General features: G+C 70.3%; 10 protein-coding genes and 1 pseudogene. 9 read left to right on the top strand and 2 right to left on the bottom strand.

Features of this window, described 5'->3' with window-relative positions; all coding sequences use genetic code 11:
* Positions 1 to 129: 129 nt before the first annotated feature.
* Both ACGFSA_RS14755 and ACGFSA_RS14750 read left to right on the top strand, forming a co-directional pair.
* Entirely contained in the window at positions 130 to 1,554 is a 1,425-nt protein-coding gene (locus ACGFSA_RS14755) for a hypothetical protein (RefSeq protein ID WP_393304095.1), read from the top strand.
* On the top strand, positions 1,551 to 1,955 hold the full coding sequence (locus ACGFSA_RS14750) for a hypothetical protein (protein WP_393304093.1): 405 nt from the start codon (positions 1,551 to 1,553) through the stop codon (positions 1,953 to 1,955). The genes ACGFSA_RS14755 and ACGFSA_RS14750 overlap by 4 nt, the downstream gene beginning before the upstream one ends.
* Positions 1,956 to 1,976: 21 nt before the next feature.
* Here ACGFSA_RS14750 and ACGFSA_RS14745 read toward each other — a convergent pair whose 3' ends face one another.
* Complete coding sequence (locus ACGFSA_RS14745) at positions 1,977 to 3,278, bottom strand: hypothetical protein (RefSeq protein ID WP_393304091.1); 1,302 nt, start codon at positions 3,276 to 3,278, stop codon at positions 1,977 to 1,979.
* A gap of 966 nt (positions 3,279 to 4,244) precedes the next feature.
* Positions 4,245 to 4,658 (bottom strand): annotated as a pseudogene (locus ACGFSA_RS14740) (UvrD-helicase domain-containing protein); the annotation flags it as partial.
* A 38-nt stretch (positions 4,659 to 4,696) separates the two neighbouring features.
* Between ACGFSA_RS14740 and ACGFSA_RS14735 the strand changes: the two are divergent.
* The 7 genes from ACGFSA_RS14735 (at position 4,697) to ACGFSA_RS14705 (ending at position 13,316) form a co-directional block, all read left to right on the top strand.
* On the top strand, positions 4,697 to 4,852 hold the full coding sequence (locus ACGFSA_RS14735; protein ID WP_393304089.1) for a hypothetical protein: 156 nt from the start codon (positions 4,697 to 4,699) through the stop codon (positions 4,850 to 4,852).
* A 91-nt stretch (positions 4,853 to 4,943) separates the two neighbouring features.
* Positions 4,944 to 7,472: a hypothetical protein gene (locus ACGFSA_RS14730; RefSeq protein ID WP_393304087.1), complete on the top strand. Its 2,529-nt coding sequence runs from the start codon at positions 4,944 to 4,946 to the stop codon at positions 7,470 to 7,472.
* Positions 7,469 to 8,476 (top strand): phosphotransferase family protein, encoded by a 1,008-nt coding sequence (locus ACGFSA_RS14725; RefSeq protein WP_393304086.1) that lies wholly within the window; start codon positions 7,469 to 7,471, stop codon positions 8,474 to 8,476. Before ACGFSA_RS14730 ends, ACGFSA_RS14725 begins: the two co-directional genes overlap by 4 nt.
* A complete protein-coding gene (locus ACGFSA_RS14720; RefSeq protein ID WP_393304084.1) occupies positions 8,464 to 9,513 on the top strand; it encodes a phosphotransferase in 1,050 nt (349 codons plus the stop codon). The genes ACGFSA_RS14725 and ACGFSA_RS14720 overlap by 13 nt, the downstream gene beginning before the upstream one ends.
* A gap of 50 nt (positions 9,514 to 9,563) precedes the next feature.
* A complete protein-coding gene (locus ACGFSA_RS14715) occupies positions 9,564 to 9,914 on the top strand; it encodes an acyl-CoA thioesterase domain-containing protein (RefSeq protein ID WP_393304082.1) in 351 nt (116 codons plus the stop codon).
* A gap of 44 nt (positions 9,915 to 9,958) precedes the next feature.
* A complete protein-coding gene (locus tag ACGFSA_RS14710; protein ID WP_393304080.1) occupies positions 9,959 to 12,067 on the top strand; it encodes a hypothetical protein in 2,109 nt (702 codons plus the stop codon).
* 76 nt (positions 12,068 to 12,143) lie between these two features.
* Complete coding sequence (locus ACGFSA_RS14705) at positions 12,144 to 13,316, top strand: hypothetical protein (protein ID WP_393304078.1); 1,173 nt, start codon at positions 12,144 to 12,146, stop codon at positions 13,314 to 13,316.
* Positions 13,317 to 13,397 lie beyond the last annotated feature (81 nt).

The raw sequence follows: 13,397 nt of genomic DNA, 5'->3' as shown, positions 1-13,397 counted from the left end.
GTGCTGGCTGCTGAATGCGCGGTATACGCGCCCGCTGTACCACGTCTGCTGTGGATCCTTCTCACCCGCAGAAAGCGAGGCGGGAAGCGAGAGCAGGCCCTCCAGGCCCTCCTTCGTGAACTCCGCCCGATGGACCGGCAATGGCCCGTGCCCCTCGGCCACGACTTCGTCCGCTGGATACGCCGCCGGGTCGCCCGGGGCCACCCGGTCCCACCCCATGGCTTTCACCTCACCCCCGTCCTGCAGCAGGCAGCCACCGCCGAGGTGCTTACCCACCTTCGTCGCGTCCTGCTGCTCGCCGTGATCGCAGTTGCCACTGTCGTCGGCCTCGCGCTCGGCCCCACCGGCGCCTTGTTGACCTTCCTCGCCAGCACCTGGGCGGTCTGCTATCTGGACCGTCTGCTCGCCTATGCCCGCTTGCGCAGAGCTCCTTGGGGTGAGGAGCGTCCCCCGCGCGACTTCCGCTGGTGGATTGGAGTTCGCCGTCGACGCAGGCTCCGTCAAGAACCACCGCAGCGCGACGGACTGGTCGTCCCGTACACGCTGCGCATGCGCGGAGGCGACCAGCCCCTGCACCACATGATGGGCGCGGGAACGGTCTGGTCCGATGACGTCATCGGAATCGATGTCGCTCCGACCGTGCCCGAAGAGACCAGGCGCAAGGAGACGGAGGAAGAGCGCCTCGTACGCCAGGCGTTCCGCAGCGCGGGGGACCTCATAGGGGGTAACAGCGGAACGGAGGGCATCATTCCGTTTACCCCCGACGACCTGCACCAGCACGTCGCTGCCGAACTACGTCGCCTGGTCGACCCGAAGCCCGGCTTCCACCCGGACAACCGGCTTGACGTCTTCGAGGTCGCAGCAGTCTCCGCGGAGCGCTGGCGCGACATCAGCGACGACGAGTGGACCTCTCTGGTGACCCTTGCCCGCGAGGGGACCGGTGCGCCCGGTGCGAGCACCGCGACCAAGGAGGCTCGCAGGTTCCTCTGTACCCGCATCGTCTCCTGGGACGGAGAGCTGGTCGCCTCCCTCTACGTGAGCTTTGCCTACGAGCACCACTTCCTGCGCGTCACCACCCGTCCCCACGTCATCAATCCCGTGCACCCCGCCCTGCGCACCGGCGTCCGTGAAGCCGAGCGTGGCGGAGTTGCCTGGCACAGCCGCAGTGCCCTAAACGCTCTTCTGGACGTGTTTGCGCTGCTCAATCGTCTGCGCGCACCGCTGCGGTCACGCCGTCCGCCCATGGATCCGGGCAAGGGCCCGGTGAGCCTGCGGGAGGTCTTCTCCTCCCACTTCATGGACGACATGCTCCAGTACGACGATGCCCGACGCTATCTCGACTGGATGCAACGCCGCGTCTTCCACGCGGTCCTCGACTTCCTGAAAGCCCATGACGTCGACATCAGCGCCTTCCTCAAGCAGGCCACCTACGTCCTCCAGAACAGCGGTGTCATCAACTCGGGGGTCATGGGCGATGTCCAGAACCAGCCGGGTGCCCGCAACTCCATGACCACCATGACCCGGACCATGCCCGACGAAGGAGACAAGAAATGACCATCTGGAATCGCCGGCACAACAACCCGTCCGCCTCCGCTCCGTCCAACTCGGGAGTGATCAACACGGGGTCAATGGGCAATGTCCAGAACCAGCCGGGCGCGATCGGATCGAGCCAGAGTCAGGCGAACATCGGTGCCGATCCCAGCACGGCCGCACGTTGGACCGATGCCCTCGATGCCCTCGACGTCGCTCTCACCAGGGACCGTAACCTCATCCCCGACTACGAGCAGTGCCGACTGCTCCTTGACATGGCTCGGCAGCAGCAGCTCACCGACCCCGACAGCCGCGGCGCCGCCCGGTCGATAATCGGCCAGATCTCAGCACGCTGCGGTGGCGCCCCCGGTATTGCTTCCCTTGTCTCATCGGCAATGACGCTGCTTGCCACAGGAGTTGACTGAGCTCGCCATACGCAGGATGACTCATCGCCCGCGATCGTGCGGGCGCACATAAGTCCAGCCCGCAGGCAGCTCGTCCTTGCCGACCAACCGCTTGAGCGCGCGGTCCTGGCGGAAGGCGTCCGCCGCCTCGACTGATGCGTCCCCCTTGATCATCCGCAAGTGACCACGCACCTCGTGCTTGTGCCGCAGGTGATCTGGGAACTTCTGGTGCCCGTCGGCACCGATACGCCGTACGGAGGCCGACGGTGTCCAGCAGACCAGCTCGACTTTGGACTCTCCGGCTCGTGCTGGGTAGCGAAGGAAGCCGGACCGGCTTCTGCTGCCCTGAGCAGTTGTCAGGCGTCGTGCTGCGAGCAGTTCCTGGACGGCTTGGCGTAGCTGCTGCACGGTCCGCGGGTTGCCGCGCGCCGAGCTCTCGTCCAGCACGTTGCGTACGAGGTCCTCTTCGGTCAACAGCGCCCTGCCCTCGAAGTCGAGGTACCCCAGGCCCCGCAGCGCACGAACGACGAGCTGTCGGTCGGACAGCCCGTCCAGGGCCCGGGGGCCCAGGCCCTCTCGTGTGAGCAGGCGCAGGTCGTACTCATGCGTGAGTACGCTGCCGTCCGCCTCGATGGGGTCCGGCAGGGCTCTGGTGGTGAACTTAAACTCCCAGCTGCTGCGTGCCCAGGAGCACGTCAACAGTGTGCCGGGTGCGAGTCCGGCGGGCCAGGAGATACGGGTGATGCGCTGAGGGCGCTCGGATGCGGGTGCTTGCACACGCTGTGCAGCCGGCCTGAGTCCGGCGGCAAGCCCTTGGTGGTGGACACGCAGCTGGAAGGTGCCAGCACGGTTGCGCAGGTCCCCGAGTAGGCCTTCGGTCAAGCTGGGCAAAGGGACCCAGCCTTCGGACAGGTGTTGGGCGCGCAGGGGTTGCAGCCACGAGACTTGCTCGTCCGTGATGCGCATGCCGAACGGCTGGCCGAGGTCTTCATCGGCGTGGAGAAGATCGGACTCGTCGACCCGCTCTGGGCGGGCGAAGACGCCTTGTTTCGGGTGCGCGGGTAGGCGGGCCTTCGCTGCGCTGCTTACCTCCCGGAACTGACGCGTCCAACGCCCGAAAGCGTGGACGGCCCCAACATCTGTAGCCGAATCGCGCAGGCATTCCAGTTGTTCGCGGGTATTGTTCGTGATCTTGTCGAAGGGCCGCTCGGTGCCGAGTTCTCCCCCCTCGATGATCCGTGTGGCGGCTCGGACCGCGAGTGGATCAATACTGGCGATGAGTACCGGATCTTTCGTCACGGATTCTGTAGCAGCAACCACGATTGCCAACAGTTCGGCGTCCACCTGGGAACCGGCCGGGAGTCGACGGGTTCGCACCACACCGTCTCTGCTCTGCCAGGCCACAGTCGCCGCCCGGCAGTGCTCACGGTAGATGCCTCGGGCGAACACCAGCCGCTGTCCGCTAGATGCCAACGACTCTGCCGTCGCGTGGCTCGTGGCAGGCGGTGAAGCCTCGATCTGCGGCAGTTGCACGGAGTGAAGGAGCGGTGCGAGGGACGCAGGATGACGCGTGGGCTCCCAGGGGCTGTCCTCCAGGTCAGCCAGAATCTCGGGCTCGCACTCGAGACAGGAGGAATCTCTTGCGTGATGGCCGGTCCTCTCTCGGTGTGCAGCAGCAGCGGCCTCGACACGCTGCCAGAGGTCCACGTCCTGCTCGACGGCCCGGCTGACGGCCACCGTCAGTCATGCCCACCATGCTTCTGCGAAACCGTCGTCCTGGACAGAGGAGCCGAGATCGAATCGAGCGCGCCAGAAACGAAGGACCGCCCGCGCCTCAGCGTTACGGGCCTCCACCCTCGCCAGGGCTTCAGTGGCGGTGCTACTCAGGACGTTTGCACCCCAAGCCGGACCACTTCGCCTGTCTGAGCGGCTCCGCGGCGGCGCAGCCGCCCGGCTCCGTTCCTCGACCAGCAAGGCGGAGATCCCCACGCGGCGCTCCAGCACGGCCGGGTGCGTCATGGCCTGGCTAGGTTCGTCGGCATCGCGAAGTGCTGCCCGACAGAAGTCTTGGTCCCCCAGAGCACAGAGCTTGCGGATGCGTGACGAAAGAGCACCGTTCAGCCAGCCGTTCTCCTTCGCCCAATCCCAGACCTTGCAAGTGGGCGGAGTGAAGGCATCTTCCCGCAACCTTCGCTCGGCGGCGATGGAGACCAACTCCCCCTCCAAGAGGGAGGGGTTCTTCCGCACAAAGACCCGCTGCTCCACTGACAGCCGTCCCTGCGCGGGCCGCGCCAGATCGACTGTGTTCTCGCGCTCGCAGTTCGAGCGGAGCTTCTGGATGACGTGCTTGTACTCCTGGGCGAGGAACTGCGTGGTACCGGTGAAGCCGGTGGCCCGGGCGGCCTGCTCCCAGAGGTGTTCCTCCTCGCCTCCGCGCAGGGGACGGCGCGAGGTGGAGACGACACGGCTGGCGAAGGCGTCCACGGTGGTGATGTCCACCCGGCCCCGCAGCTCCTCGTCCTCGACGGGGGCGGCCAGGCCCGCGCGCAGGGCGGCGACCAGGGCGTTGGTGTACGTCGTGAGCAGGATGCGGTCGCCGTCCCGCAGGTGCTTCAGCAGGTGCCGTACGCGGTGCAGGGCGACCACGGTCTTGCCCGTGCCGGGGCCGCCGATGACCTGGGCGGGCCCGGAGTAGCTGGCGCGGTAGGCGACCTTGTGCTGGGTCGTGGGCCCCGACACCCCGGTGTGGCAGCAGGCTGTTCATGTCCCTCGCGCACGTGGCGTGGTTCTCGGTCGTGTCCCTCGTCTTCTCCACCACCACCCTCCGCGACCGCATGCTCAAGGCCCAGAAGGCCTTCAACCGCACCATCGGCTCCGTCCTCGTCGCCCTCGGCGTCTCCCTCGGCCTCGCCCGCTGACCCCCGCCGTGCCGCTGACTCCCGTTCCGTGTCCCCTGGATGGGGGTACTCTCAGCACACAGGCGAAGAGTGATGTCGGGGGGGAGCCTTCATGCCGATTCGGCCGCAGTACCGGCGTGTATCGGCCCTGCAGAGGCAGTTCTTCAACCGGGAGGGGCTGCTCGCCGCGTACGACGAGGAGTTACGGGGGATCGGCGAAGGCCCCCGCGTCCTCAACCTGGTCGGCGTCGGCGGGATTGGCAAGTCGCGCCTGCTCCAGGAACTGCGCAACCGCACCCCGCACACCTGCCGCACCGCCCGGCTCGACCTGCAGCTGCCAGCCATGCGCCAGCAGGAGGACGCCCTGGCCGTGCTCCGCATGGAGTTCGGCGCGCAGGGCGTGCGCTTCGACCGCTTCGACATCGCGTACGCGGTGCTGTGGCAGCGGGTGCATCCCCAGCTCCAGCTGGACCGCCGGAACACGCCGTTCGCCGAGGAGAGTGACATCCTCTCCAAGATCCTCGACGACGCCATGGGCCTGCCGGTCTTCGGTACGGCGGCCGGACTGGTCCGGCTGACCGGCAAGGCGATCAAGAACCGGCAGCGCCGCCAGCGGATCGAGGCCGACGCCACCCTTCAGGAGCTCGACAGCCTCTCGAACGCCGAGCTCGGGCACGCCGTCGCGTACCTCTTCGCGCAGGAGATGCGCGCCTCGGCGGAAGAGCGCCCCTACGTCGTCTACGTGGACGCGTACGAGGCGCTGGTGCCCACACCGCTGCCCGGAGGCCGCAGCTTCGGCTCCGATGCCTGGCTGCGGGATCTGCTGGGGCAGCTGACCGGTGGGCTGACGGTGCTCGCCAGCCGGGAGCCGCTGCGCTGGACGGCGTACGACAGCGACTGGGCGCAGGCGATCCGCCGCGCCGACCTCAACGGGCTGCCGATGCCGGCCCGGCTCGACCTGCTCACCCAGGCGGGCATCACGGAGATCCCCCGACAGCGGTCGATCGCCGAGGCCAGCGCGGGTGTGCCCTTTTACCTGCACCTGGCGGTCGACACCCACTTGCAGAACCCGGCGCGCACGGGCCACGCGGGGACCGCGGAGGAGATCGTCCAGCGGTTCCTGCAGCACGTCGCGCCCGACGAGGTCCGCATCCTGGAGCTGCTGAGCGTGGCTCGCACCTTCGACCTCGGGGTGTTCCGGGAGATCGGCCGGGCCTTCGACCTGCCAGCGAACCTGCTGGCCTGGGAGTCGTTGACGGCGTACTCCTTCGCGTATCCGCTCCCCGACGGGTGGTACCGGCTGCACCAGCTGATGATCGGGGCGCTCCAGCGTCATCTCGCGCCTGCGGTGCAGCAGGAGGTGCACGCGGTGCTCCGTCCGTACTGGGAGGGCCTGGCGGAGCGGATGGAGAGCCGGTCCCGGCGGGATCCCGGCCACGCCCGGCTCTCGCCGCTGCGGGAGGCGGTCTTCCACGGTCTGCACGCCGGGGACATCACGCCGGAGGAGATCGGGAGGCTGGCCGACCGGGCGGTGGTGATGAGCGGCCGACAGGCGGTGGACGGCATGGTCAGGGATCTGCGCGATCACCTGGCGGAGGCCGGCGGCGCGGACGGCGCCGGTGCGGACGACGCCGGCTCGCAAGGCGCCGTGCTTGCCGGGATCCGGGACGCGGCCGATCTGCTGGAGGCCGAGTCGAAGCTGGAGCTGGGGGACGCGGCCGCGGCGATCGTTCTCACCCCCGTCCTGGAGCGTCCGGTGCGGGGCCTGGTCGCTGCTCGGCTCGCCCTGGCGGGCGCGAACGCGCGCCGCATCGCCGGGGAGAGCGCCCTTGCTGCGACGATCTTCGAACGGGTCTGGCGCGAGCACGAGGGCGCTGCCAGGCCGTCGGCCGGCTTCTGCGTCGCCGACATCCGCATGTGGCAGGGGGACTTCGCCGGTGCCTTCGCGCTGGCGGAGGAGGTGCACGGCATCTGCGGGCCCGGCGAGGGCGTCATCCGTGGCGATCTCAAGCGGCTGATGCACCTGGGGCACCGCTTCCTGATGGACTTCGACGGCGCGGCCCGCCTGATGGCCGAGGCCGAAGCGGAGTACCGGGCCGCCGAGTCCCTCGTCGGGCTGGCGAACATCCGCACCAACCAGGCCGAGCTGCTGGCCTTCACGGACCCGGCGGCGGCCGTCGGCGCGGCCTCGGCTGCCGTGGAGGTCCAGCGCGACCTCGGCGCCCAGCACGAGATCGGCAAGGCCTACACGGCCATGGCCATGGCCCAGACACGGCTGGGCCAGTACGACCGCGCCATGTCCTCGTACGAGAACGCCCACACGGCACTGGACCGGGCCGGCTACCGCTCGGGACGCGCCCGGGCCGACATGTTCCGATCCTTCCTGCTGCTGCGCCGGGGGGACCCGGCGGCGGCCCGGGCCCTGCTCCTGCACGCCGCGCAGGAGTTCGAGCTGTGCGAGGTCTATCCTTCGCTGATCCTGGCCATCCACCGGGCGGCCGAGCGGCTCGGCTGGCACGAGCCGGAGCTCGCGGCCGCCGCAGGGCGGGCCCGGCCGACCGTACGTCCGCTGGGTGCGCCGACGGACCTTGCCCGGCGTACGGAATTTGTCCTGTCGATGTTCCTTGAGGTGGCCGCGTGAACTGGCTGGACCTGTACCGCAATGCGCTGGAGTCCCCCGAGGCGGCGGCCGGGTACTACAATCGCAACGTGGGCGTGCCCACCCTCGACGGCAGGGTCAACGTGCGCATCCCGCTGCCCGCAGCCGACACGATGGACGTCCGGGTGTGGCGCGAGGAGGACGTGCTGGCCTGCATCCGCCCATACGTTGGCCAAGCCCCGGAGCTGCGCCACGTCTCGCACGATCCGCGCTTCCAGGTGCACCACTTCATCGAGGGCCGGGTGCTCGACAGCTTCTCCCCGCGCGGCAGCTCCGTACCCGGGCACGTCCTGGGCGATGTCGTGGCGGTCATGGACCAGCTGGCGCGCATCCCGCAGGAGAAGGCACCGGCGCTGCCCGCGCACTGGCCCGCGTCCGGTGACAGCGCCGGCTTCGGTTGCCTGCTCGCCGACCTGACGCGTCAGGTGCACGCGACGTACGAGGACGAGTACGCTGCGGTTTTCGCCGAGCTCGGGATCCCGGAGCGGCCGCTGGCGGTGGTCGACGCCCGGTGGGCCGAGCTGGCTTCGCGGCCCTTCGCAGTGCTTCACGCCGACCTGCACCGCAAGAACATGATCGTGGCCGGTGGCGTTACCTGGTTCCTCGACTGGGAACTGGCCCTGTGGGGCGATCCGATGTACGAGATCGCGATCCACTTCCACAAGATGGACTACCCGGACGACCAGCGCGCGGAGGTGCTTCGACGCTGGTGCGAGCGGCTGCCGGCCGCCGCGACCGCGGGCCCGGTCTCCGACCTGGACCTCTACCTCGCCCACGAGCGCCTCAAGTCGGCCATCGTCGACACCGTCCGCTACTCCAAGCAGCTCGCCGCGGCCGCCCCGCCCGAGCGGGAGTTCCTCATCGGAAGGCTGGCGAAGAAGCTGAACGCGGCCCACCGGGTGTGGGGCGAGGCGCCGGACATGACGCCGGAGCGGGTCGCTCGCGCCCTGGCCCCCTGGTTAGAGAGGCGTACATGGATGCCGTAGCGCTCTACGAGGAGGCACGCGCCCGCGACACCGCGCTTGCCGGCTTCTACAACCGTAACGTCCGTGTGGAGGGGGACGGCGGGCCGTTCCTGGTGCGGATTCCGGGGGCGGAGACCGAGACGATGGACCTCACCCTCTGGCCTGAGTCCGCACTACTGGAGGCTATCGGCCCCCACCTCTCCCCGGCACCACACGCCTCCCCGGACCCGCACATGTCTCCGGGCCCGTACGCGCTGGCCCCGCGGCTGGTGCACGCCAACGCCGATCCGGCCTTCCAGATCCACGAGTTCGTCGAGGGCCGCCGGGTCGACGAGCTGGCTCCCGACGGCAAACCGCTGCCCGAACCCGTACTGGACGGCATCGTCCGGCTTTTGGGGGCCCTGCTGGCCGTCCCGGTGGCCGCGCTGCCAGCCGTCCCGGCCGACTGGCCGGCCGATGGCGATTCCCCGGCCTTCGCCGAGCGGCTGCTGGCCCTCGTACGGGCCATCAGGGGGCGGGCGGACGAGCGGGTCGAGGGGCTCTACCGGGCCCTGGGGGTGCCGGTCGACCCGTGCTCGCGGCTGGCGCGGAGTGCCGACGTCGTCCTGGTGCAACGGCCGTTCCGGCTGCTGCACGCGGACCTCCACCGCAAGAACATGATCCTCACCGAGGGGGGCCAGGTGGTCTTCCTCGACTGGGAGCTGGCCCTGTGGGGCGACCCGGTGTACGAGCTGGCCGACCACCTGCACAAGATGGCTTACACCCAGGCCGATCGGCAGCGGGTGACGGCGGGCTGGGAGAGCGCCGCTCCGCCGGAGTGCCTGGCGGGCTGGCGGGAGGGCCTGGCCTTTTACCTCGGCTACGAGGAGATGAAGTCGGCGGTCGTCGACACGGTTCGGTGGGCTAGGCGCATCGCCGTGGCGCAGGGCGACCGCGAGCGGCGGATCCTGGCGGCGGAACTGCACGCGAAGCTGCTGGCCGCGGCGCCGCACTGGGATGGCGGCGCGCCACCGGAGCCCGCCGGCATCGAGGCGGCCGTGGCCGCCTGGCTGGGCTGAGCGGCGCCGGGCTCTGGATCGAGAGGGCTACTGGTGGGTAGCCCGCGAGGATGGCTGAGGGGATCGAGGGGTTCTACGAGCGGGTCGGGGCCGGGCGGTACGTGGCCGGGGAGTACACGCGCGGGCCGTGGGACGCGCGGGCGCAGCACGCGGGGCCGCAGGCGGCGCTGCTGGGGCGGGAGATCGAGGAGCGCGCCGAGGCCCGGGAGGACATGCGGCTGGCCCAGGTGACGTACGAGATCCTGCGCCCGGTGCCGATCGGGCCCCTGCGGGTGACCACCGAGGTGGTGCGGGCCGGGCGCGGGAGTCGTGGAGCGGGCCGGGCACCGCTGAAGCCGGGGGCTTGTGCCGGACCGATTCTGCGGGGCAGAGCCACGCCGTGGTGCGGGGCGGCTGGGTAGTGTGGGGGCGGTTGCAGGTCCATTGAGGTGAGGTCGTTCCGTCCATGCGTATGTTCTTCGAGCCCGACGACGAAGAGGAATTTGCCGCCGCCTGCGAGCAGCTCGCCCGCCGCGTCACGGACTGGAGCCGCACTCAGGGCGGGGGCGAGGCGGACCCGTTCGTCGTGGAGTCGGCGCTCGAGTACCGGCATCGCGGGACGGTGGACGGCCGGCTGGGCCTGTGGCAGGCGCGGCATGTGGAGGAGTTCCTGCTGGACTGGATGCCGCGGACGCTGACCCGGCTGCCGGGCGAGCCGCTGGTGGACGCGCCGGGCGGGCTGCGCGCACTGCTGCGGTACATGGACGCCAGGGGCTTGGCGGACCCGCGCGGCGATGCACTCGACGTGGTGGAGCGGGCTGTCGATGCCGCCGCCGGACAGTTCGAGGCGGCGATGGCGGACCGTACGCGCTGGGGGATGGCGAAGTTCTGGGCGACGACCGCCGCCGAGCAGGGCGTGGACGTCGGCGACCAGACGGCGATGATGCGTTTCGCCGAGCGTGCCCAGCGTGACGAGGTGCCGTACGACCGCGACTCCCTGGACGTGATCATGGCGCGGCACCTGCGCACCGGCCCGCCCGGATCCGAACGGGCCGAGCCCCAGCTGCCGGTTGTCCTGCCCGGCGAGGACGGGCTGCGGGCGCAGGCCGCCGAGGTGCCGCTGCTCCGGCAGCTGACCGGGCTCGCCGACTGGGCGGGTCCGCAGGGGAGGGAACTGACCAAGACCGGCCGGCTGCGGATCGCCGACGCCAGGGAACTCGTCGCCACCCTGGAGACCGGGGACCGACCCGGCTCCCCGCGCACGAGCGCGGAGCTGCCCCGGCTGAATCTGATCTTCGAGTGGGCGAAGAAAGCCCGCCTGATTCGGGTGGCGAAAGGACGTGTGTACGCGGTCGCCAAGGCGCGCCCGCTGCTCGCCGACCCGCTCGCGCTGTGGCAGCGCGCCTTCGAGACGGTCTTCGAGCTGCGCGAGCCCCTGCTGGGCGACGTGGACGGCTATCGGCTCACCTCGCTGCTGTACGACGTGTTCGAGGACGTACTGCCCGACGTCCTCAACACCCTCTACAGCCTTCCGTACCCGATGCCCTGGCCGCAGCTCCGGGACTCCGTGCACGTGGCCTACCGGATGAGCTTCGACCTCACGCAGGGGACGGCGGCCCAGCAAAGGGGCTGGCTGCTGTCCGCCGACCACGACCTGCGCCACGTTCTGGACGCCCTGGAGCGTCTCGGCGCGATCAGCCGCGAGCAGGGCATGGCCGACCCGGCCTTCCTGGAACTGCCCGCCCCCGAAACCACCCTCGGCCCGGCCCCGCAGCTGCCCGCCGGAATGCCGCCCGAATTCGCCGATCTCCTCGGTGGCCTCCCCACTGCCCCCGACCCGCAGGCCGAGGCGAGCGCGAAGCGGCTGCGCGCGGAACTGGCCGACGGGCCGGTGGAGTTGATCCGCCTCACCGGCCTCGGTACGCATGCCGTACGGCAACGCCTCCTCGCGGAGGGACGCAGCGCACCGCTCGTCGGCGAACTCGCCCACGCCCCCGCCGCCGGGCTGCTCGGCGTACTGGCCGAGCACTACGACCCCGACAGCGCCCGAGCCGAACTCGCCGCCTGGACCACCGCCCACGGCGGTTGTGAAGCCGCCCACAGCCAACTTCTGCAGGCGGTACGGGAGATGCCGTTCCGCACACGCGCCGCCGCGATGCTCGACACCCTGGCCACAGCGCTGCCCGAAGGAGGCGGCGAGAAACTGCTGCGCTCCCTGCGCGCCGACCCGGAACTGGCCCCGACCGCGCTCAGCGTCCTCACCGTCTGCGACATCCTCGCCCCCGACGACCTGACCGAGGCCGAAGCGCACCTCATGGTCGCGGAGAGCCTGCTCCAACTTCTGGAGACCAGTGGAGAGGACGCCTTCCTCAACGCCGTGCTGTCCGGCGGGCGGAGCCAGGCCGAGGACGCGATCCGGGCCGCCCTCACCTCAGGTCACCCGGACCACACCGGACTCGAGCAGCTCCGACGGTTCGCGCAGGGACCGCTGCGCGCCAAGTCCGCGCAGCTGGGACGGCTCAACGCGGCCCGCGCCCGTGGCCGCACCAAGCCCAAAGGCAAGCGCCGCCGCTGACCCCCGCCGCCCCGAGCCCTGCGGTCCGCCCGGCCGCAGGCGCTCCTGCGAGATCCTCCCCGGTACGCTGCGGGCCGTGAGCGAGTACCAGTACTACGAGTTCCTGGCCGTCGACCGCCCATTGAGCGAGCAGGAGCTCGACCAAGTGCGTGCGCTGTCCACCCGGGCCGAGATCACCACCACGAGCTTCACCAATGAGTACCACTGGGGCAACTTCCGCGGCGATCCGACGAAGATGGTGGAGCAGCTCTACGACGCCCACCTCTACTACGCGAACTGGGGCAGCCGCCGCCTCGTCCTGCGCCTGCCCGACACCCTGCTGCGGGCCGAGACCGCCGCCCAGTACTGCGCCGAGGAGTCGTTGCAGGCCTGGACGCGCTCCGGGCACACACTGTTGGACTTCTCCCTCTCCCCGGAGGACGGCGGCGAGTGGGACTTCGAGACCTCGCACACGCTCTCGGCCTTCGTCGGCCTGCGCGCCGAGCTTGCCGCGGGCGACCTGCGGGCCCTGTACGTGGCCTGGCTCGCCGGACTGACCGTCTGGGAGCTGATGGACGAAGACGAGGAGGAGTACGCCCGCGAACTCGAACCCCCCGTGCCCGCCGGACTGGCGACGCTGACCGGCCCGCAGCGGGCGCTGGCCGACTTCCTGCGCGTGGACCGTGATCTGCTGGCTGTCGCCGCGGAGACCAGCGGGCCCGCGACCGCGACGGCCGTGGACAAGAAGGCCCTGGCGGCCTGGATCGCCGCACTGCCGGCCGCCGAGAAGGACACGTTGCTCCTGAAGGCCGCGCTCGGCACCGCACCGCAGCCCGGCCTCCGCCTGCTGGCCAGCTACCGCGACGCCACGATCCCCAGCCCCCGCAGCACGGGTGAACGCCGCACGGCTGCCCAACTCCTGGACGCCGCCTACCGCCACCGCACCGAACGCGAACGGCTTCGGAAGGAGGCCGAAGCGGCGGCCCAACGAGCCCGAGCGTTGGAGATGAGCAAGGCCCGGGACGCACACCTGACCCGGCTCGCCCAGGACACCGAGCAGGCATGGCGGGATGTCGACAACCTCATCGCACAGAAGAAGCCCGCCCAGTACGACATCGCCGTCACCCTGCTCAAGGACCTCCAGGAGATCCACGTCCGGGCCGGGACCAGCGCCGAATTCCGCCAGCGCGCCGCCGGACTGCGCGAGACCCACAGGGGTAAGCCCGCCCTGATGCGCCGCTTCGACGATGCCGGACTCCCCAGCTCCTGACCGTCTCTCCGGCCGGCTGCCACGACACGGGACCACGAGATCGGACCGGTACGGGAACGATCCAGGGTGCTGTACTCCGTG

Origin of the sequence: Streptomyces sp. NPDC048496, from assembly GCF_043200055.1 — a bacterium.
In the GTDB taxonomy this organism is placed as follows: Bacteria; Actinomycetota; Actinomycetes; order Streptomycetales; family Streptomycetaceae; genus Streptomyces.
This window is presented reverse-complemented; position numbering and strand designations above follow the sequence as displayed.

Bases quoted from the DNA above. Each gene is read 5' to 3' on its own strand.
- ACGFSA_RS14750 (WP_393304093.1), top strand. From the start codon at position 1,551: ATGACCATCTGGAATCGCCGGCACAACAACCCGTCCGCCTCCGCTCCG.
- ACGFSA_RS14755 (WP_393304095.1), top strand. From the start codon at position 130: ATGGACCGGCAATGGCCCGTGCCCCTCGGCCACGACTTCGTCCGCTGG.
- ACGFSA_RS14715 (WP_393304082.1), top strand. From the start codon at position 9,564: ATGGCTGAGGGGATCGAGGGGTTCTACGAGCGGGTCGGGGCCGGGCGG.
- ACGFSA_RS14735 (WP_393304089.1), top strand. From the start codon at position 4,697: ATGTCCCTCGCGCACGTGGCGTGGTTCTCGGTCGTGTCCCTCGTCTTC.
- ACGFSA_RS14730 (WP_393304087.1), top strand. From the start codon at position 4,944: ATGCCGATTCGGCCGCAGTACCGGCGTGTATCGGCCCTGCAGAGGCAG.
- ACGFSA_RS14720 (WP_393304084.1), top strand. From the start codon at position 8,464: ATGGATGCCGTAGCGCTCTACGAGGAGGCACGCGCCCGCGACACCGCG.
- ACGFSA_RS14710 (WP_393304080.1), top strand. From the start codon at position 9,959: ATGCGTATGTTCTTCGAGCCCGACGACGAAGAGGAATTTGCCGCCGCC.